Here is a 20393-nt window from a genome sequence, read left to right on the forward strand (position 1 = left end):
TGCTCACATGCAATAAAGCCAGCATTAAAAATACATAGTGCAACGTAAAGCCAGATAGAAGCTGCCACGGTTAAAATTCACGAATTGAATCGTAACGTGGGGTTATACGAATGACAGCAAATTACGATCTTGACGATATGGTGAAAGATGTCGCTTTTATTCTCACTTCTGAAATTCGCTGGTGAGGCCAACATAAGCCCCGAAAGGGGCTTTTCTGGTCTGTATTAAAATATAATTCTCAACTCTCACTGTGAATATTCAGCGCCCTGCGCGTACGCCCTGAGCTGAGGTACTCCGCGATATAGTCCTGCGAAATCTCGCCGTTATAGCGACCCTCTTCATCCACAATCGGCATCCAGCTGGTGTTGCTTTCATACAGGCGGGAGAGCACCACGCGCAGGTTATCTTCCGCTTTGCCGGTCATACGGAATGGATGCAGGATATCGGCACAGGTGCCGCTGGCGTTGCGCGCTTCCCGGCGTTTCACAAACCCCAGCGGTTTACCGTGTTCGTCCACCACGGTGATGGCGCGGATATCGTTATCATCCATGGTGGCAAAGGCCTCTGGAAGCGGGGTAGAGCCGCGTACCGTGATAGTAGGTTGCTGGTCGGTGACGTCGCCTGCCGACACCAGCAGCAGGCGCTTCAGGGTGCGGTCCTGACCCACAAACGAGCCGACAAACTCGTTCGCCGGCTTCGCCAGCAGCTCGTCTGGGCTGGCGCACTGGACAATCTTCCCCTGACGGAAAACGGCGATACGATCGCCCAGCTTCAGGGCTTCATCGATATCGTGGCTGACCAGCATCACCGTTTTCTTCAGCTTGCGCTGCATCTCCAGAAACTGGTTCTGGATCACTTCACGGTTGATGGGGTCCACCGCGCCGAAGGGCTCATCCATCAGCAGCACTGGCGGATCTGCCGCCAGCGCGCGGATCACGCCGATACGCTGCTGCTGGCCGCCGGACATCTCGCGCGGATAGCGGTGAAGAAACTTACGTGGATCCAGCGCCACCATATCCATCAGCTCTTCGGCTCGGGTTTTACACCGGGCTTTATCCCAGCCCAGCATGCGCGGCACCACGGTAATGTTCTCTTCGATGGTCATGTTCGGGAACAGGCCAATTTGCTGAATCACGTAGCCGATGTTGCGGCGCAGCGTCACCGTATCCATCCCGCTGGTGTCTTCGCCGTTAATCAGGATCGTGCCGCTGCTCGGCGTAATCAGGCGGTTGATCATCTTAAGGGTGGTGGTTTTCCCGCAGCCGGACGGGCCGAGCAGGACGCACATTTCCCCTTCGGGCACGTTCAGGTTGACGTTGTCCACGGCCTTAAAGGTCTGGCCATGCTTCTGTGAAAAATGTTTGGTGAGGTTTTCCAGTTTTATCATTATCGAATCCCCTTCGGAGTCAGTACCACCTGCAGACGGTGCAGCAGCCAGTCGAGCACAATCGCTAAAAGACAAATCATCAGCGCCCCCGCAATCAACATGCGGATATCGCTCCCGCCGATGCCGTTAAGCAGCAGCAGGCCCAGGCCGCCCGCGCCAATCACGGCGGCAATCGCCATTACGCCGATGTTCATCACCACGGCGGTGCGGATGCCGCCGAAAATCACCGGTAGCGCCATGGGAATTTCAACCCAGCGCAGCCGCTGCCAGAAGGTCATGCCGATGCCGCGTCCGGCCTCACGCAGACCCGGCGGCAGGCTGTCCAGCGCGGTATGGGTGTTGCGTACAATCGGCAGCAGCGAGTAGAGAAACACCGCGGTAATGGCGGGCAGGGCGCCAATGCCCTGACCGATCAGCGAAAACAGCGGGATCATCAGGCCAAACAGGGCGATGGACGGAATGGTCAGCACGATGGTCGCGATGCCCAGCACCGGTGTCGCCAGCCATTTGTGACGGACAATTAGAATGCCGAGCGGAACGCCGATAATAATGGCCAGGCCAACCGCCAGCGCCACCAGCCACAGATGCTGCAGCGTCAGGGTTAACAGGTAATCCCAGTTATCCAGAATGTAGTGAATCGTCTCCATAGCGCCTCCTACAACAGCTTTTTGCTACGCAGGAAATCACGGGCGACCTGCTGCGGTGACTGATGATCGATATCCACCTTCTTGTTCAGCTCGGTGATAACGTCGTTGTTGAGCTGGGCGGAGAGGGTGTTAAGCGCCTCTTCCAGCCCCGGGTTCGCCTCCAGCGTAGCTTTACGCACCACCGGGGTGACGGCATAGCTCGGGAAGAAGCCTTTATCATCTTCCAGTACTTTGAGGTCGAAACCTTTCACGCGGCCGTCGGTGGTGTAGATCAGCCCGGCATCAACAAAACCGTCGCGCACCGCGTTATAGACCAGGCCGGGATCCATCTGGCGGATCTGCGGACGGTCCAGCGCCATGTTGTAGGCCTTCTGCAGCGGCTTCATCCCATCGCTGCGCCCGGCAAACTCAAGATCCAGTCCCAGCAGCCAGTTCTTGTCCGGGTTGGTTTTACGCACCTGCTCAATCTTCGCCACCATCTCAGACATGGTGTTGATATGTTCCGCTTCGGCGCGTTTACGCTGCATGGCGAAGGCATAGGTGTTGTTCATATCGGCGGGTTTGAGCCAGACCAGACCGTGCTTCGCGTCCAGACGCTTAACCGTCTCGTAAGACTCCTGCGGCGACATGCGCTTGTTGATGTGGTTAAAGATGATCAACGACGTACCGGTGTACTCCCAGGTCATATCAATTTGTTTGTTGATCATCGCGTTACGGGAGATAACGGTCGCAATATTGGTTTGCGGCTGCACCTGGAACCCTTTCTTTTGCAGGTACTGCACGGTCATGGCCGAGAGAATATGCTGCTCGGTAAAGCTCTTGGTCGCCAGAATCAGCGGGGCGGCTATCGCCTGGCTGGTGAAGAGCGCCGCGGCACACAGCGCCGTCAGGCTGGATATCAGTCTCATGAAAGCTCCTTGTTATTGTTATCGAGCGAGATGGGGACTCATCACGCGACCCAGCGCAGCCAGCAGGGTGTCGAGGATCAGGGCAAACAGCGCGGTGGCCGCCGCGCCCAGGATCAGCGTCGGGAAGTCGTTCAGGTAGATGCCGGGGAAAATCAGCTCGCCGTAGCTGCTGGCGCCAATCAGGAAGGCCAGCGGAGCTGTACCCACATTAATGGCGGTGGCGATGCGGATGCCCGAGAGCATCACCGGCCAGGCGTTAGGTAACTCCACCTGGCGCAGACGCTGCCATTTGGTCATCCCAATCCCGTTTGCCGCTTCCAGTAATGACGACGGCACCGAGCACAGCCCGGCGTAGGTATTGCGCACAATCGGCAGCAGCGAGGCAAGAAACAGGGCGATGATGGCTGGCGTATCGCCAATGCCAATCACCACCATCGCCAGCGCCAGAACGGCCAGCGGCGGCAGGGTGTTGCCGACGTTGAAGATTTGCATTACGTATTCGGTGACCCCACGCGCCGCCGGGCGGCTGAGCAGGATACCCGCCGGAATGCCAACCAGCAGTGCGAAGAACATCGAGGAAAATACGAGGATTAAATGCTGTTGCCCGAGGTAGATCAGGTCAACCTGACGCGCCTTGATCGTCTCCAGCCCAATGCCCCAGGTGAGGAGGGCCAGAACCACGATTATGGCGCCGACAAACAGCAGCGAGCGTTTGAGTAATGGATGCATTGCGGTGTGTCTCCCTGTGCGCATGCGTTATCGCAACCAGCGGTTGCCTGTTGTTATGCCATGTTTCGGCAGGGGTAGTTGACCTATAGCAAGCGTTTGGGAAGGGTTCCAGCGAAGGGAAAAAATCAGTAACCCTATGAAACTAGTGACAACCTTGATTAAGCCTTATGAGGTAAGGGCTGGCTGAGTGAGGGCAGAATAGTCCTAAAGCGACTTCATGAAAGTGACGGTGTCACAACTGTCGCGACATTCTGCCCTCTGCGTTTTGACTATCGGCCGAGGGCTGCGCGAACTTTGCGCACGCGCACCGCGATGGTAATCATGGAACAAATGGATACCAGCGCCAGTATGACACCCAGCGCCAGCATTGCATTAAAGCCAATCCACCGGAACAGGAGTAACCCCGCGATACCGCCCGTAATAAACGAGAACAGGGTGGTTAAGTGGGTTTTAAGCTGGCTTTTCTGCGCCGCAGTATCTTTGGAGTAGTCCCGGCGCAGCATCGCCACGACTACCGAGGCCAGCGATATTCCCGCGTCCGTCAGCGTGCCGGTGATGTGCGTCGATCTCACCCGGCCGCTGGAGAGCTGGGTGGAGGTGGAATTGTGGATCCCCATCAGACCACAGAGAAAGATAATAATTGTGCGGTTGCTGGTGAGGGCATGGAAATACATCTCGTAAATCGAAATACCGGTCAGTAATAACCCTTCGACAAACAGGATCTGGCAAAAAACCAGCCGGATATTATGGATAATGCCCCAGATAACAATAATGCGCGCAAGAATGGCACCCGTGACAAACGCCAGAATAATGGAGCCAAAGAAAATAATATCGTTAAGATCGGTGGAAGAGACTTCGCTGGATAATTGTGAGGTATTGCCGGTCATGTGAGAGGGGAAAAAGCCAAATGCCCCAAGGGCGATGGCGTTGAGCAAGCCGGCGGATGTCGCCAGCCAGAGGGCTAACCGGCGATCCTCCTGATGCGTTCGTTCTTTTTTAAGTTTAATCAGCAAGAATACCTCCGGGGTGAGCTTTGCCTGAAACGTCAGGCTAGCAAAGCGATACAACGGACAGTCCAGGATATGGCTTAATTATTATTCCCTCTGACGAGATGCAGGGTTTTGTAATTAAATAAAATATCCTTGCTGAATATAGGGCCGTGGGGAATTCAGACCATGCCGTTATTTCCGTGTCGCAAAAATGCCGGGCGCTGATTAAGACGTTCAAACCAGGCATCAATGGCAGGCACCGCGGGTTTGTCAAAAGGCGTCATATTCCAGCGGTTCACCGACAGCCCCAACACTACATCTGCAAGCGTAAACGTTTCGCCCGCAGTAAAGGCGCCGGTGCGCTGCAACTGCTGCTCCAGAATGCCGATGCAGTGGTTCCACTCTTTTATCCCGGCGGCAATCCGCGCGGGATCGTTATAGTCCGGGTTTTTGCGCCCCAGCGCCGGGAAGACATAGCGCCACGCGTTGTTGAATTCGGTTGCCTGCCAGTCCATCCAGCGCTCGACGTTAGCGCAGGCCTGCGGCTGCGATGGCAGCAGGTCATCGCGTCCGGCTTTGCGCACCAGGTAGCGGCAGATTGAATTCGATTCCCACAGCACAAAATCGCCGTCGATCAACACCGGCACCATGGCGTTGGGGTTCAGGGCGCGGAAGGCGTCCGTTTCCGTCGAGGCAAATCCGCTGCCGTAATCTTCCTGCTGATATGCAATTCCGGCTTCTTCGCAGGTCCAGAGGACTTTACGCACGTTGATGGAGGTGGTTTTGCCAAGGATGTTAATCATGCTGTCGCGCCTCTTCACAGTGATTGTGGGTTCAAAAACAATACACCAGCGCCACAGAAAAGCGGCAATTAATCCTCTGCGGCGTTATCTGTTCAGACGTGCGAGCCGCCATGTCACCCCTGCCGCACTGAGAAGCAGCAGGCCGCTCATGAGAAAGGTGCTCTGCCAGCCCAAATAGTCAAACATCATGCCTCCGGTAGTTGATCCCAGCGCAATGGCAAGCTGGATCACCGCAACCATTAACCCACCGCCCGCCTCTGCATCTTCCGGAAGCGTACGGGCGATCCACGTCCACCACCCGGCAGGTGCCGCTGTCGCCAGCATTCCCCAGAGCCCTAACAGCGCGGCAACGGCCCATACGATGTGCCCGGTCAGAATCAACCCGCCCGCAATGGTAACCATCAGCAGGGGAATGGCCATTAACGTCAGGTAAAATGACGCGTTGAGCGCCATGGCAATCACGAGTGTGCCTACAAAACCTGAAATGCCGATGGTTAACAATATCAGCGACAACCCGGAGTCGCTAACGTGGGTAACGGTTTCAAGGAACGGACGCACATAGGTAAATAACGCAAACTGACCCATAAAGAACAGGCCGCAGGCAAGCATGCCTGCAATAACGGCCATCTGACGAAACAACCGAAAGACCGTCCCACGCGACGTTGCCCGGTCATTCCCCTTCATATCAGGCAGGCTATAGCATTGCCAAATGAACGCGACTATTGCCACGGGCACCAGACACAGGAAGGCGCCACGCCAGCCAATAGTCGCGCCGAGATAACTGCCAAGTGGAGCGGCAACCACCGTCGCCAGCGCGTTGCCCCCGTTGAAAATAGCCAGCGCGCGCGACACCTGATGTTGTGGCACCAGGCGAATAGCCGTTGCCGCAGACATGGACCAGAATCCGCCGATGGCAATACCGATCAGGGCGCGGCCGGTTATATAGACCGGATAGTTCGGTGCAAAGGCAATAATCGTTCCCGACAGGGCCATCAGTAGCGTCATTCCCAGCAGGAGATATTTTCTGTTCATGCTGCCAGCCAGTTGAGAAAGCGTCAGGCTGGTCAGGACGGCCAGTGCGCCGGAGACAGCAATCCCCTGGCCCGCCAGCCCCTCGGTGACACTTAAATCTCGGGCGAGCGGGGTAAGCAGGCTAACGGGCATAAATTCAGAGGCGATCAAAACAAATACGCACAGGGTCAGGGCAAAAATGCCGCCCCAGTACGTATGTTCACGGTTCGACTGCGTGGTTTGGCTTAGTGCGGACATAGTCAGATTTCATCAAGGCAAAGAAGAGGGCCACCCGTTTGGATCGGGTGGCGTATGCTCGTCATGCTTCAGGCCAAAGCGTATGCGGCCTGCATGATCCCGGGCAGAACGGCTTATTTCAGGCTGGTTTTGAAGAATCGCTCAAACTGTGCAAACGGGATCTTTCCGGCGGCATTGTCGTAAAGATCGACATGGTTTGCGCCCGGGACAATGACCAGCTCTTTCTGTTTGCTGCCAACGGCTTTAAACGCGTCCTCGGCAAAATAGCGGGAGTGCGCTTTTTCACCCGTCACGATAAGCGTCGGGATGCTGATCTCCCCGGCGTAGCTTAACAGCGGCATGTTCATAAAAGGCAACGGCATGGTTGCTGTCCATGCGCCGGTGGAGTTGACGGAGCGTGTATGGAATCCGCGCGGCATCCGGTAGTAGTCATAAAACTCCTTCAGAACCGGATTCGGGTTGGCGGGTAATGCTTCTGGCAGAATACGCTCAGCCGCCGTTACGTTGCCGTTTTCATCGACATAGATATCATGGCCGCCGTGCGCGAAGGTGCCGTTTTCGGCATCTTTCCAGCGCTGCTCGTTCAGATACTGCAGTACGGCCCGACGATCGGCTGTGGAATAGCGATCTTTCCCGTCGCCAACGCCGTGGCCCATGGCACGGCTCATGTCATACATCACGCTGGTGGCAACCGCTTTTACGCGGGTGTCCATTGCTGCCGCGTTCAGTGCCATGCCGCCCCAGCCACAAATACCCAGAATGCCGATACGGTTTCGATCAACCTCTTGTTGCAGGCCCAGGAAATCGACCGCGGCGCTGAAGTCTTCGGTGTTGATGTCCGGCGAGGCCACGTTGCGTGGCTGGCCGCCGCTTTCGCCAGTGTAAGACGGGTCGAACGCCAGCGTGACAAACCCTTGTTCGGCCATCGTCTGCGCATAGAGCCCGCTGGATTGCTCCTTGACCGCGCCAAACGGCCCGCTAACGGCAATCGCCGCCAGCTTGCGGTCCCCACGGTTTTTAGGCAGATAAAGATCTCCCACCAGGGTAATGCCGTATCGGTTCTGGAATGTCACCTTACGATGGTCAACCTTATCACTTTTGGCGAAGGTTTTATCCCAGGTGGTCACCATCGAAATGGGCGCGTTTGGGTTAGTCGTTTCTGCATAACTCATTGTTGTCACTCCACTTAAAGATGCACACAGCAGCATCGCCACTGACAGTTTTTGGGTGAATGTTTTCATTAGAGATCCCGTGCGTTGTTGTGATAAGGGGAGTATAGGGAGCAGAAATCGTGCTGATTAGAGGGTGAAAATTGCTAAGATTAATACCAATTTGTTATGAATCAGAGAGCAGGCGCGATGGCGAAACGGGAAAACTACAACGAGCTGTACTTGTTTATGCAGGTGGTACGCGAGGGAAGCTTCACGGCAGCCGCGCAGCGACTCGGACTGGCACAATCCGGGATCAGCCGCTCGGTACGTGAGCTGGAGGCGCGGTTGGGCGTTCAGCTTCTGGTGCGTACCACACGAAAATTGTCACTTACCCACGCCGGGGAGCAGCTTTATCAAACCACGGAGTCAGCATTCGATACGCTTGATACCGGGCTGGCCACCCTGGCCCATTACCGCCAGACGCCGTCCGGTACGGTGCGCATCAATGCCAGCCAGCACGCTATCGATAAATGCCTGCTGCCAAAGCTCGCCATCTTCAAGCAGCGTTACCCGGATATCCGCCTTGAACTGATGAATGAAAGCCGCTTCGTTGACATCATTGCCGAGCGGTTTGATGCGGGCGTCAGGTTGGGGCCTGAGGTCGGGCAGGGGATGATTGCGGTACGCATCACGGCTGACATGGAAATGGGCGTGGTTGCGGCACCAGAGCACTTCCGCCGCTATGGTTTTCCGCAAACACCTGAGGATTTGGTGAGGCACCCCTGCATTGCGTATCAGTTTGCCGACGGTAATCTTTATCACTGGGAACTGGTTCAGGACGACAAGAAAATCTTTCACCGGCCAGAAGGACAATGGGCGCTGTCGGACAGTTACATGGAAGCGGAAGCTGCCCGACTGGGCCTGGGTCTAGCCTATATTCCGGTGGAGCTCGTGGCGGACGATCTGGAACGCGGAACGCTTATCCGGGTCTTGCAACGCTACAGCCTGCGGATGGACGGGTTGTTTCTCTATTATCCGCATCGCAATGTGTCGCCAGCCCTGAGAGCGGTGATCGATACGCTGAAAATGTAGGCGGGAAGACCGTCTTTCTGGAAGGAGCCTCGCAAACCTAAAAGTAACCCGGTGAAAATGAGGGTTAATGCTTTTATTCCGGTTACCTGGGTCGTAAAGTGACGGCGTTGCGGCACATCCGCAATCGGGTGTAGGAACCCGTATTCCATATAGCGATATTTAGTATGTCGTGGCAGCGTTTATCCCGTTACAATCTCGGTGGCGCTGGCGGAGCAGCCGTAAGGCTGGCCGTTTTCTATGTGGGCGGTATTCCTACCTCCGTCAGTGCTACCCCCGAGCGTAGGAACTCACAAGGTAGTGAATAAAATTACATGTAGAGGATGCCCTAATATGGCGACTATCCAGACCCTGATTTTCCCGCAATCTGATGAAAACATTATTCAACAGCTTATTACGCGACCCCTTCCGGTTGACGCCGATCTCTTTGACGTGGCGGACAACTGCGCCGCGCTGGTGACCGTGCTGGTCGAAAGTGATGACAGCGTCATTTGCACTGCGCTCTGTGAGCGTCTGCTGCAAGCGCTTCATCGACTCCGCGAACTCTGCGATGCCGATCTCCCGCCGAACCTTATTGAACAGTTGATTGTGGGAGAGAAAATGACCTCCTGCGTGCCGGACTGCTGGCATGACACCGCTACCCAGATTGACTATGCGCTGGCACTTACCCAAGCCGTTAAAGGGGGGACATTGCCCGCGAACGTTGCGAAAGAGCTTACGGGGCTGCTGCACGATATGATCTGGCTACTGGCGGAGTTTGTGAAGGAGCCGCGAATTGTGTCGCACTGAGTGCGGACAGGCTTGGTTAGCTGCTTAGAGGGTGGTGTTGGAAAGGGGCTGGGTGCCCCTTTGAGGTTTTTGAGGGTTGTGATGAGATTGCTTTCGCGATAGTGGCGGGTAAATGGACGCTATGAGTAATAAGCGGAAGTTAATGATGCATACATCAACGATGTTCGTTTTCACTATGCAATGCATGTTACATCCACACGCATAACAAATACAGGCCGAGCCATCGGCTAATCAGATGCATACATTAGTTGAACCTAAACATTTCTAAAGTTAAAAAAGACTAACCAAGAAGAAATGTAAAACATATGTTGTTTTATCAAAATAAAAAGCCAGAAAAGATTAAAAAACAACACTTTCAAGTGGCTTCCTCATGTTTTAGTGAAAAGTAATATATAGAGTAATATTTTGTATATCTGTATCGCAAAACCTCAATCACATACTTGCTTGGCACTCTCATAAAAGATACTTTATCCTTCTTTGGATCTTTAGTCATGGAAATCTAAAGGGCAAATCATGATAAATAGTATAGTGATAAATGAAGTTGCAAGTTATAAATCAAAAGCAGAGTTAAATACTGATAAAAAAGTAAATATCATTTACGGTTTGAATGGAACAGGTAAAAGTACTCTTTCGAATTATTTCTACGACATAGAGAATGAAAAATACCAACATTGTTCTCACTCAGGTGAGTATGATGAAGTTCTCGTCTACAATCAAAAATTTATTCAAGATAATTTTTATGCTAAGGAATCTTTGAATGGAATTTTCAGTTTATCCAAAGAAAATAAAGAAGCAAAAGAAAAGATTGAGAGCCTTACATTAGATATAATAAGATTGTCTGATGAGAAGCGTGAAATTGAAAAAGAAATTTCAGCACAGAGCAGCGTTATTACTGAGGCGAAAAATAAAGCTCAAAATAAAACTTGGGAAATAAAAACTAACTATTCAGGTGGTGATAGAGTTCTTGAGTTTTGCTTGGTGGGTAAAATGGGGAGTAAAGAATCTTTATTTAACCATCTTTGCTCCATTCCTTTAATGACCCCTAAGCCATTAAAAAACATCTCTAGCTTAAAAGAAGAAGCAAGTGCAGTTGATGGCGAGACAGCAATCAAATACAGTATGTTAGAGAAAATCGACACCATTGAATTGACATTCGAGGAGTTGGAGTTGCTTCAATCTATGATTGTTGGAAGTAACGAAAGCCCCGTTTCATATCTTATAAGTAAACTTCAGAACTCAGATTGGGTAAATGAAGGGCTAAAATACTTAGAACATACAGGAGACGATCAATGTCCATTTTGTCAGTCCCAAACTATTACTGCAGATTTGGTCAAGCATATTCGTGACTATTTCGATGATACATATAAAAGCAGCATAGAAAAAATAAAAGCCATCCATGCTAAATATAACCTATTGATTGACAGTATTCCTTCGCTGGAACCTTATAAAGAATGTAAATTGTCTTCCGATCATATAATTAAACTAAGCGATTATTATAATCAATTAAGGTTCGATACAGGGAGCAATCTAGAGCTAATAAAACAAAAAGTAATAAACCCCAGCAATCCAGTAACTCTGATTGATATCACTAACTCAATTAATAATTTTAATTCGTTGGTGGAGTTAATTAATTTTGAGATAAAGACTCATAACTCAAAAATAGACAATGCAAAAGATGAATTAGATAAAATAAAGATATCCTTTTGGCAGATATTGAGGCATGAGTATGAACAAGTAATTTCAAATTTCAACGATATAAACAACAATGCAAATAAGATTCTCACTCAAAAAAACATTGAAAAAGACGAAAAAGAAAAAGCAATAAAAGTTAAAGATAAAGAGCGGATTGAAAATCAGAAACTCACTGTAAATATAGATGAGGCAGTATTCAATATCAATGAAGGACTAAACGATATCGGGATAACCGATTTTTATATCGAAAAATATGAAGATGCTCTTTATCGTATAGTCCGCAATGAGTCTAACTCTAAAATTTTCACATCGTTAAGTGAAGGCGAAAAAATGATTATCAGCCTTTTATATTTTAGAGAACTATTTCGTGGTAAGAAAACCTCAATCGAGGGTAAAACGAGAAAAATAGCAATAATCGATGATCCGGTGTCAAGCTTATCGCATATTTTTGTCTATAACATTGGTCAGCTGATAAAAAATGACTTCTTTAATTCAAATGAAATAGAGCAAGTATTCGTTTTATCTCACAGCTTGTATTTCTTCTATGAACTTGCTGATGCAAACCATGAAAGAAGGAAAGAAACCCAAAACTTATTTAGGATTTCTAAAAATTCCAGTGGAAGTTCTATCGGTTTAATGAAATATGATGAAATACAAAATGACTATCAGTCCTACTGGTCAGTAATTAATGATGACAAACAACCTCCAGCGTTAATTGCGAACTGCATGAGAAATATAATAGAGTACTTTTTTAATTTTGTACAAAAAGCAGATTTAAGCAATGTAACTCAAAAGCCGGAATTAAAAAAACCTAGGTTTCAGTCATTTATCCGCTATGTAAACAGAGAATCTCATTCATTAGGACAAAACATTTTTGACTTCAAAGAGTTTAATTATGATGACTTTAAAGAGGGCCTTAGGTTAGTATTTGAACACACAGGATACTCTGCACATTATAGAAAGATGGCAAAGGTGAAGAGCTAAATTAAACTCGGTGTAATCTGCTGCGGTTATATCTCTAATAGCCTAACAAGAGTAGCGTTTTTTGTTAGGCTATCTATTAAGTGGGAGTCAGTGAATTTTGCCATGCCTATAAAGTTGTCCATGTAAAAATGTCTAAATTCTGTCTGCTAATTAAAAATCACCACAATGTGGAAAATTATTCCAGATTCCAAACACAAATCAAAAAAATAGTATTTGTCATATCAGCGTCTGGCTCGTAATGGATAAGCTTTTGGTCGAGAAATAGAAGTCTCTCTAGTCGCAGAGCTGACATCGCGCATCATGAATCCGACATTGAGTACATGTGGCTTCACCCTCTACCCAGATTCACTCGGGTAAAATCAGATTCTGACAAGGCTTTTACTGTTGCCCCTGACTATCCTGCACGTAAAATAATCAGACAATTATGGAAAGGGATGCATGATGGATATTGCTCTGCTTAACATGGTCAGATACGATGGTGAATCTGGAAGCCCGAAAGCTGGTAAAAACAGCAAATCGGTTGCCTGCATTTTATTTGCATGATGGTCTGACGCGTATCAAGTTAGACGAGGAGATAAAACAGGTCGCAGAAAAGGAACAAGACGGATACGATGAGCCGTCCAAAACTAACAATGAAAATTGTAGGTTACGGACTCAAGGTCAAAGTTATTTTTGATCTGTTTTCCACAGAAGCATCGAACCATTAACCTTTATGTTTTCTCCAGAACTGCCAGGATTTGTAAGACAAGACTGGCGGCTGAATAAATGTAACGATGAAGACAGTGATGAGTATTTATATTCCACCGCTAATTATATTTTCTTTCGATGAAAACAACACAAGAATGATAAAAACCATCAGGCAAGATGATGTTATCCATAAAACAACCCTGAATCGATTAGCCAGATCCTGAATCGCTTCCTCTAATGTTCCACCATAGTTTTCAACGTTGTTCTTAATCTTCTGCAAGTCAGATCGCGTAAAGCCAGAATTCAACAAAGCCTCTTCAGTAACATCCATATTGTCCTCTCAGCAAATCTTAACTGGCGATGCTGCCCGCAATCATACTGATCAACATTCACGCATTCCAGCCAAAACGGTTTCTGTCTATCTGAAACGAACCACCGTTATCCGGAATCTTTGCCATTAAACTCAGCTAAGCCACAAACAACCACAATTCTCCGCTGCGCAGCCTGAAGATGCCAGCTCGTTGTGTACAGCAAAAGATCATTAGCCGCTTAAAGAAGGGATAAAGGGGCTCCGATGAGCCCCTTTGTCGATGTCATTGCGATCAATTCGTGGTTTCAATTTTAGGCGGTTGCCAGGTGCCATCCAGAATGGCTTGTTCACCCCAGTACGCTCGAATGTACAGTGAGAATGTACCGTCTGGTGCGGGTAACCAGTTATTGAGTTTATCCTCTGAAGGCCGGGTTTTGCTCACATACAGCGTCAGGGAGCCGTCATCGTTAAATTTCAGATTTTTATTTTTTGTCCCCAGCGAGTAGCGATTCAGTTCGTTAGGGCTGAAAAGGTGTTTACTGTTATAGAGGGTTAAAGACCAGAAGCCTTTCACCGGCGGAAGCTGACCTTTCGGGAAGGTGACGGTGTAGTTATGTGCACCAGAGAGCTGGGCACCGGCAGCGTCACTATCCGTGTAGAAATATTGCGTTTCGTTCGGCTTATTATCGAACATATTCGATTTTGAAGTGCCGGTCCGGTTGTAATAATCGACCCCAAATTCAGCGTTATTTTTTGAGCGGTTCCAGCCATTACCCGCCGGTACACCGTTATGTTTCCATTTGAAAAAATCGGCGATAACCGTTTTATCCGTCTCGACTGCTGTTTCATCCATCCACTTACGGATTTCAGGGTTTTTCTTACCCATTTCGACAAGGTGACGGTATTGGGCATACATGGCTTCTTCACCCGGTAACGGTGGCACTTTATTCAACACATTCTCAAGCTGATCGAAGAACTTTTCGGGTATAACCCACTTCGTTTCACCTGCGTTGGGATCGGCTTTTTCACCGATAGACGGTAATTTCGAATAGTCGTAGGTTTTCATTTTGCCGTCAAACTGACTTAACGGATAAGTCATGACCTCTTTGATCGGTGCCTGAATCGCCGCTCTGTCTTCGGCCGTGTCATCCATCTGGATACGCGGTATCACGTTTGCCATTTCCGTTGAAGAGCGGATGATGCCGTTAATGCCTTTCGGCGTTTCGCCTTTCCAGTCAGGTCCGACTAACAAATAAAAGCCAGGTTTAGTGCCATAGGGCTTACCGACGTTACCAATTTGATCGGTTCGTGCATCATAAATGGCGTAAACCCAGAAGCGGTCGCCAAAGTCTGGCACCTGTAGCACAACCGGTTCTTTATCCAACTCAAAGAAGCCCAGACCGTAAGCCACGTCCTGATTCGGACAGGTTACGAAGGTTTCTTCAGGCTTGATGTAATCCGTCAGCATGCTGAGCTGCCCCATTGGTGCAACCGGCACCATACCGCCATTCAGCGCGGGCTCGGGCGCCTTCGTAATTGTCTCGCGTCGGTTGAACTGATTGACCATCGGCCAGCCCCAGATATAAGCCTGCTGCGCTATTGCCTTCACGTAGGCTTCTGGCATCTGCACGTCTAAAGAGGGTTGATTAAGCTGATCGAAACGCGTGGGATGCTGAATAGTGAGTGGTACGCTCTCGGCAAAAACGTTGGCACTCAGGGCCAGGGCAGTAAAAAGTGCCAGTGTTTTTAATTTACTCATCGTAAGGTCCTTATTTGTTTGTCTGAAACAGATCGTCTGGTACCCAGGTTTGATCGTAAAAACCGTCTTCTGTGCCGTAGAGACGCAACGCCACAAGGAAATTACGATTAGGCACGGTTTTGATAAAAGCGGCATCGTCTACGCCATCCGGCTTGTTCGGGCCGAACCAGAGATCAATGGAACCGTCGCTGTTTTTCGGGATGTTGTAGTAGCCGTTTGTAGAAGGTAATAACTGGTCCGTTTCAGGCATCGTACCGTCGGTAATATTGTAGGCGGTGACCGCCCAGAACAGCGCAGCGGGTGGATTCGGTGGTAAATGCAACTTGTAGGTGTTGCTTCCATCGAGGAACTTGCCGGTATTATCTTTTACCGCGTAGGGATATTTTGAACCGGCGCCGGTCGTATGCATGACCATAGCTGCGGCGCTGGAATAGGCGATCTGGAAGAATGCCGCACGCTGGTTGGCATCCAGCGTTCCGTACTGCATCCACTCTGCGGTTGCCCCGGCCCAGGAGTTCTCCCACTGGCGGTCTTTGTAGTAGAGCTGACGCTGATCTTCACGCCCCACCTGTCGGCGAGCCAGTATCATTCGCGGCGCAGTCGTAACCGCTTTGTTGAGCATTTCCTGCTGCTTCGCCGTTGGGGCGAATGGCTTTCCTTTAACAATCCCGATGCTTAACAACGCGCTACGCGTTTCCTCAGGGATCGCTGTTAACGGCTCATAATCCACGAAGGCTTTCAGCTTTTGCCAATAACTGGCATCGGTTGGATACATCATATTGACGCGTTTACCGCTGGCATCCGGGAACTGCATCGGCTTCACGTCTTTCTCAACATCCCAGAGGGGATAAATGCGCGTCGTTTCGGCATTTTTAACCGCCGGGATGGGGTCAGGTTTACCGTCGCCTTTGCCCATAATGGTTCTGAAGAAGAGAAACACATTGTAAGTCGATGATTTAAAGGCGTAATAACCCTGCGGCACAGGGCCCTCATAATCAGGGGGTAATAACAGATACAGCCCACCGCGAGCCCGATCCGGGCCGATGGCACCCACATCGGTAATGGTTTTCTGGAAGAAATCGGTAAACATACCGATGACGTTCGCCGGGGCTTTAATCACCAATGGGCCCGTTTCTTTCAGATCAAGGTAACTCATCGAATAGATGACATCTCCGTTTGGCGTTGGAACCACCGCCCGGCTATCCATGCGTTCTTTCCAGATAGGGAGAACGTTATAGCCTTTACCAAACGCCGCTTCAGAACCGTCGCGTAGCCCAATGGTGTTCAGAAGGGGCAAGGTTTGAATGTAGGCCTGGATAGCGTCCTGATAATACAGTTCATCGCTGAGCGATTGTGCCTCGTCCTGAGCCAGCCAGTTGCCGTTATTCAGTTGTTTCATCAATGGAGAGAGCGGGGCATCGGCAGCAACAGCGTGGTGGGAAAAAGTCAATGCCAGCAAAACTGCAGAGGCTATCACATGAACCTTCATAAGCGTTTCCTGATTGAGTGAGCAGAAGAAACCAGCGGCATATGCCTTTGAAACGCTTAAGCACATCCTCGTCTGGCACTTATACATGTCAAATGCCATTTAAGAATAGTTAACTTTTCAAAAATGTAACCTTAAGAGTTGTTTAATAATAAATTTACGCAACGATCGGGTTTTCTTTTTTTCTCCAGGCAGGGTAACGTTATGCGACATTGCGGAACGGGAAGGCTGGTCTATGCTCAACAGGATTGCGTCTGCCTGAAAAATAATGAGAGTGCGGAACGTTGCTGTGTATTTAATGTATATACCACGTCGTTAAAAAGGGTAATACAGCCTGACGGTAGCAGGGTGATGGCAAAAAAGAACGCGGAAGTAAAATTATCATTCGATAACAGGAAAATAGCATATGAGAAAAACGGCGTTGTTTTATTTGATAACGTTTCTTTCACCCGCAACGCAGGCCAGCGCACTCTATTTCTATGAGATTGGAACCGAAGATGCCGCGCTTGCCGGTGCGGGCCAGGCTGCACGTGCTCAGGACGCGTCCACAATCGTGACCAACCCGGCGGGCATGACGCGGCTTCCCGATCATATGTTTACCGGGGGTTTACAGGCCATGGATGGTGATATTTCCTATGACCTGGATAATGCGTCTGGTCGCAAAAGTCCCGGTAATGTGTTGAATTTATTCCCCAATGCAAGCGCCTTTTATTCGCAAAAAGTCAATGACAGACTATATGCCGGTGTAGGTTTATATGGCAATTATGGTCTGGGAATTGATTTTGGTAACTGGGCCGGCGATCGCCTTATTAAAAAAAGCTCAATGGTTGCAATGACATTAAGCCCGTCCCTGGCTTATAAGCTCAGTGACCGTGTTTCTGTGGGGGGATCCGTTAACGTAAATTATGGATTCCTTTCGCTAACGCGTAATGTCGACGATACCGACGTAAAAGAGAAAGATCATGACTGGGTAATGAGCTACCGTCTGGGGTTATTAATGGCGCTTACCGATCAAACGCGTGCGGGTATCACCTGGAACAGTAAAGCGGACTATGATTTTAATATTGATGCGAAAGCCCGTTTCCCGAATTTACCCAACGTGGAATATGAACTCCCGATTTCTGCGCAGGTCAGGGCGCCTCAACAAATCATGTTTAGCCTGGTGCATGATATATCCCAAACGTGGTCAATAATGGGTGACCTTGGATGGCAGGACTGGAGTCAATTTGGGAGTCCACAGATTACGGTTGCCGGACAGCAAACCGCTCATAAAAATCGCCTCAAAGACTCCTGGCATGCCGCGCTTGGGTTGCAATATCGTCCGACAGAACAGTGGCGAATCAATGCCGGGGTGGCGTTCGACAGTACGGTCTATGAGTCACAAAATGATGTTGCGCTTTCATTACCTACCGGCGATGAGTGGCGTTTTGCGACCGGTGCGCAGTATCAAATGACACCGCAAAGCAATATTGGGTTCGCCTTATCGTACTTACACATGCAGTCTTCCCGCGTCCAGTCGCCAGAATACCTAAAAGGAAGCTATGACGATCCGCACCTGTGGTTTGCGAGTGTCAATTACAGCTATCAATTTTAACGTTGCAACATCTTTGAGTGATGGGGGGCTGGGCACCCTCTGTCCGCTTTGCAGCAAAAGAGGTCAGGTGTAATACCGCCTCTTTATGTCGTTAGCGAACGCGGACTGCCGAGATAAAGCCGCTGCTGTTTCCAGTATTCGATACCGCCTAAAATACTGTCCGCCCTGATCCAGGCTCTGGCAATCAGGATGTGTAAATGCGGTGCATTCAAAGCACTAACCATCTGTGAGCTGTCGTTTAACAGTTGCACGATATACGTCACCGCATAGTCTCCTGAATCAACATATCCATCTCTTCGCTGTCTTTCCTTAAATACACTTTCGCTACCCTTAGGCCAGCGACGCCGCAGAGCGGAAAGGAGGGTATTGACGTAATTAATATTCGCCAGCACCAGGTCGGCAATGCGGTCTTCTTCACGCGCAGTGCTGCGTTCAATCAGATAAAAACCTGGGATTGCAGGGCCGTACGGGGTAAAAAAACTCGGCGGACTATTCTCGCGGTAGAGTAAATTCCAGACATCGCCAAAGGAAAAAGCCTCTTCATCGTAAAACAGCGTGCCCAGGCGAATGGACTGCATTTGCATCCTTCCATGCAGATACAGCGGCAATTTATTGTTCTCAAGCTTCATGAAATACCGCCGGAATACGCTACATCCCTTTTCGCCCAGACGTCGAAACGGTTTACTTAGCCAGAGTCGCCATTGTTGCCTCCGCTCGTGGATATCAAGCAGACAGGCAAACGCGTCTATTTGCTCATCAAGTGAGAGTCTGCGTGAGCCTTTTAACCACCGCACAAAATAAAACAAAAGCGCTTTTACAGGTTTTCCTTCAGCTCGGATCAGGGCGGTGCTGTTCACTTTTCTGTTTTTTTCGTGCGATGATTTTAGATAGTTTTGTAACCATAACGCCCCGGCAATAAACCCACGGGAGTAATAAATCTCTGCTTCGAAAGGCACCAACATATCGTCGTCTTCCAGTTGGCGTTTCAAATAACGGAGCTGTTCCTCGGCTAGTTGGCCAAGACCGATAGAGCTGGCCAGACGAGTGCCGGTAAGGTACTTTTCTTTCTTGGTAGGGGAGTAATAATCTGCCAGGGCCGTACGCCACCAGTCGCCATTCTCTTCGGTATCTTTAACCGTTTTACGAGGGATCCCCAGCAGGGATGACAGTAATGCTAACGTGGGTCCGTGCTGAATCTTCATACCGCCGAAAGCGTATTGCCAGTAGACTCTCGGCTCGCGATTTTCATGTTCTTTGAGTCGCCAGAACTCTTCTTCAACGCTGGGGCGGTGGTCAATCCAGACTAATCGCGTCGAGCGCTTCCCATTCCAGCGATCGCGGATCCAGTGATTAATGTCGAAATGGTCGGTACCACTGTAGCCTGCGACAACCATTAAATCGGCCTGATTTGTTACCTGTTCGAGGCGTATTTTGAAGGCTTCGGGTAGCCCGTGCTCCAGGTCGGCAAGTGTTGCGCCAAGTCCTGTACAGCCGTGTTCAATTGTGCCGTGCACTTTGATGATACCCCAGTCTTCACCGTATTCCCGGTGCAGGATGTCCAGGGTTTTGGTCGCGGGGTCAATCACATGCACAGGGATCTGATGACAACCAGCCTGCTCGATACAGTCATCAAAATTAGTGGTGATACACCAGCCACGGTGCTTAATCAGGTAATCGGCAATCAGATGATGATTCGCATTTGGGGGACGTTGGGAAAAGATACGCAGCAGTTCCCGGGCGGCACCGCTACGCTCGACGCCTTCAATGGTTGAAGGTTCAAACGCTTTATCAAGAACATGCTCCAGACGTGGCAGGCTTCGCCCCATCCACTGCTCACATTGACCAAATACCGTTTTAATTTCGTCAGCCGCGTTGCTGTCAAGCAAGTGGTCAAGCAGGGCTTCCGTGAGTTCGTATCCTCCTGGGAGCCGTGAAGGGGAATCAATGGAGATCCCCGCGCCAACCATCAACACAACTTTGCCAGGACAGGGGCGTTCGGGAGTGAAACCCTTCCAGCCAAACCACCAGTCGTCCATCTCCATCGTTTTTACCTTCGTCACCGCAGAAATATTATTAATGCATTAATTTATCCGGCAATTCAAATCGCCGCCCCAAAACGC

Annotated in this window: 16 protein-coding genes and 1 pseudogene; 5 read left to right on the forward strand and 12 right to left on the reverse strand. The window is 49.9% G+C overall.

Annotated elements, in window-relative coordinates:
• Positions 1-238: 238 nt before the first annotated feature.
• The 8 genes from osmV to ACQG22_RS10470 form a co-directional block, all read right to left on the reverse strand.
• Positions 239-1387: an osmoprotectant ABC transporter ATP-binding protein OsmV gene (osmV, locus tag ACQG22_RS10435; RefSeq protein ID WP_029882806.1), complete on the reverse strand. Its 1149-nt coding sequence runs from the start codon at positions 1385-1387 to the stop codon at positions 239-241.
• A complete protein-coding gene (gene osmW / locus ACQG22_RS10440) occupies positions 1387-2034 on the reverse strand; it encodes an osmoprotectant ABC transporter permease OsmW (protein ID WP_006808875.1) in 648 nt (215 codons plus the stop codon). The genes osmV and osmW overlap by 1 nt, the downstream gene beginning before the upstream one ends.
• 8 nt (positions 2035-2042) lie before the next feature.
• A complete protein-coding gene (osmX, locus tag ACQG22_RS10445; RefSeq protein WP_369706631.1) occupies positions 2043-2942 on the reverse strand; it encodes an osmoprotectant ABC transporter substrate-binding protein OsmX in 900 nt (299 codons plus the stop codon).
• 18 nt (positions 2943-2960) lie between these two features.
• The gene (gene osmY, locus ACQG22_RS10450; RefSeq protein WP_346720556.1) at positions 2961-3671 is read right to left on the reverse strand and encodes an osmoprotectant ABC transporter permease OsmY; all 711 of its coding nucleotides are present in this window, start codon (positions 3669-3671) and stop codon (positions 2961-2963) included.
• Positions 3672-3940: 269 nt separating this feature from the next.
• Positions 3941-4684 carry a YoaK family protein gene (locus tag ACQG22_RS10455; protein ID WP_346720557.1) on the reverse strand — a complete coding sequence of 248 codons (744 nt, stop codon included), beginning with the start codon at positions 4682-4684 and terminating at the stop codon, positions 3941-3943.
• Positions 4685-4839: 155 nt separating this feature from the next.
• Entirely contained in the window at positions 4840-5463 is a 624-nt protein-coding gene (locus ACQG22_RS10460; RefSeq protein WP_346720558.1) for a glutathione S-transferase, read from the reverse strand.
• Between the two features lie 84 nt (positions 5464-5547).
• Positions 5548-6732, reverse strand: coding sequence for an MFS transporter (locus tag ACQG22_RS10465; protein ID WP_346720559.1), 1185 nt, complete (start codon positions 6730-6732; stop codon positions 5548-5550).
• Between the two features lie 113 nt (positions 6733-6845).
• On the reverse strand, positions 6846-7973 hold the full coding sequence (locus tag ACQG22_RS10470; RefSeq protein ID WP_346720560.1) for an alpha/beta hydrolase: 1128 nt from the start codon (positions 7971-7973) through the stop codon (positions 6846-6848).
• A 117-nt stretch (positions 7974-8090) separates the two neighbouring features.
• Here ACQG22_RS10470 and ACQG22_RS10475 point away from each other — a divergent pair, with 117 nt between their 5' ends.
• The 4 genes and pseudogenes from ACQG22_RS10475 to ACQG22_RS10490 form a co-directional block, all read left to right on the forward strand.
• Complete coding sequence (locus ACQG22_RS10475; protein WP_062857189.1) at positions 8091-8975, forward strand: LysR family transcriptional regulator; 885 nt, start codon at positions 8091-8093, stop codon at positions 8973-8975.
• A gap of 330 nt (positions 8976-9305) precedes the next feature.
• Positions 9306-9761 carry a hypothetical protein gene (locus tag ACQG22_RS10480; protein ID WP_320701883.1) on the forward strand — a complete coding sequence of 152 codons (456 nt, stop codon included), beginning with the start codon at positions 9306-9308 and terminating at the stop codon, positions 9759-9761.
• Positions 9762-10274: 513 nt separating this feature from the next.
• On the forward strand, positions 10275-12437 hold the full coding sequence (locus ACQG22_RS10485; protein ID WP_426711535.1) for an AAA family ATPase: 2163 nt from the start codon (positions 10275-10277) through the stop codon (positions 12435-12437).
• A 499-nt stretch (positions 12438-12936) separates the two neighbouring features.
• Positions 12937-13035, forward strand: a pseudogene (locus tag ACQG22_RS10490) (DUF4225 domain-containing protein); the annotation flags it as partial.
• A gap of 195 nt (positions 13036-13230) precedes the next feature.
• On the opposite strand, the gene ACQG22_RS10495 reads toward ACQG22_RS10490, so the two are convergent.
• The 3 genes from ACQG22_RS10495 to ACQG22_RS10505 all read right to left on the reverse strand — a co-directional run bounded on the left by ACQG22_RS10495 (position 13231) and on the right by ACQG22_RS10505 (position 16682).
• Positions 13231-13455, reverse strand: a complete 225-nt coding sequence (locus tag ACQG22_RS10495) for a hypothetical protein (RefSeq protein WP_369707019.1) — start codon at positions 13453-13455, stop codon at positions 13231-13233.
• Between the two features lie 271 nt (positions 13456-13726).
• On the reverse strand, positions 13727-15193 hold the full coding sequence (locus ACQG22_RS10500) for a DUF1254 domain-containing protein (RefSeq protein ID WP_369707020.1): 1467 nt from the start codon (positions 15191-15193) through the stop codon (positions 13727-13729).
• A 10-nt stretch (positions 15194-15203) separates the two neighbouring features.
• Positions 15204-16682: a DUF1254 domain-containing protein gene (locus tag ACQG22_RS10505; protein ID WP_369707021.1), complete on the reverse strand. Its 1479-nt coding sequence runs from the start codon at positions 16680-16682 to the stop codon at positions 15204-15206.
• Between the two features lie 403 nt (positions 16683-17085).
• On the opposite strand from ACQG22_RS10505, the gene ACQG22_RS10510 reads away from it, so the two are divergent.
• Positions 17086-18273, forward strand: coding sequence for an OmpP1/FadL family transporter (locus ACQG22_RS10510; RefSeq protein WP_369707022.1), 1188 nt, complete (start codon positions 17086-17088; stop codon positions 18271-18273).
• Between the two features lie 83 nt (positions 18274-18356).
• Here ACQG22_RS10510 and ACQG22_RS10515 read toward each other — a convergent pair whose 3' ends face one another.
• Complete coding sequence (locus ACQG22_RS10515; protein ID WP_369707023.1) at positions 18357-20315, reverse strand: SIR2 family protein; 1959 nt, start codon at positions 20313-20315, stop codon at positions 18357-18359.
• Between the last annotated feature and the right edge of the window lie 78 nt (positions 20316-20393).

Source organism: Enterobacter cloacae complex sp. 309I3 (assembly GCF_050031595.1).
In the GTDB taxonomy this organism is placed as follows: domain Bacteria; phylum Pseudomonadota; class Gammaproteobacteria; order Enterobacterales; family Enterobacteriaceae; genus Enterobacter; species Enterobacter cloacae.

Coding starts and splice junctions, on each gene's coding strand:
- ACQG22_RS10465 (WP_346720559.1), bottom strand. CDS start 6,732: ATGTCCGCACTAAGCCAAACCACGCAGTCGAACCGTGAACATACGTAC.
- ACQG22_RS10515 (WP_369707023.1), bottom strand. CDS start 20,315: ATGGAGATGGACGACTGGTGGTTTGGCTGGAAGGGTTTCACTCCCGAA.
- ACQG22_RS10470 (WP_346720560.1), bottom strand. CDS start 7,973: ATGAAAACATTCACCCAAAAACTGTCAGTGGCGATGCTGCTGTGTGCA.
- ACQG22_RS10480 (WP_320701883.1), top strand. CDS start 9,306: ATGGCGACTATCCAGACCCTGATTTTCCCGCAATCTGATGAAAACATT.
- ACQG22_RS10460 (WP_346720558.1), bottom strand. CDS start 5,463: ATGATTAACATCCTTGGCAAAACCACCTCCATCAACGTGCGTAAAGTC.
- osmX (WP_369706631.1), bottom strand. CDS start 2,942: ATGAGACTGATATCCAGCCTGACGGCGCTGTGTGCCGCGGCGCTCTTC.
- ACQG22_RS10500 (WP_369707020.1), bottom strand. CDS start 15,193: ATGAGTAAATTAAAAACACTGGCACTTTTTACTGCCCTGGCCCTGAGT.
- ACQG22_RS10505 (WP_369707021.1), bottom strand. CDS start 16,682: ATGAAGGTTCATGTGATAGCCTCTGCAGTTTTGCTGGCATTGACTTTT.
- osmV (WP_029882806.1), bottom strand. CDS start 1,387: ATGATAAAACTGGAAAACCTCACCAAACATTTTTCACAGAAGCATGGC.
- osmY (WP_346720556.1), bottom strand. CDS start 3,671: ATGCATCCATTACTCAAACGCTCGCTGCTGTTTGTCGGCGCCATAATC.
- osmW (WP_006808875.1), bottom strand. CDS start 2,034: ATGGAGACGATTCACTACATTCTGGATAACTGGGATTACCTGTTAACC.
- ACQG22_RS10495 (WP_369707019.1), bottom strand. CDS start 13,455: ATGGATGTTACTGAAGAGGCTTTGTTGAATTCTGGCTTTACGCGATCT.
- ACQG22_RS10475 (WP_062857189.1), top strand. CDS start 8,091: ATGGCGAAACGGGAAAACTACAACGAGCTGTACTTGTTTATGCAGGTG.
- ACQG22_RS10485 (WP_426711535.1), top strand. CDS start 10,275: ATGATAAATAGTATAGTGATAAATGAAGTTGCAAGTTATAAATCAAAA.
- ACQG22_RS10510 (WP_369707022.1), top strand. CDS start 17,086: ATGAGAAAAACGGCGTTGTTTTATTTGATAACGTTTCTTTCACCCGCA.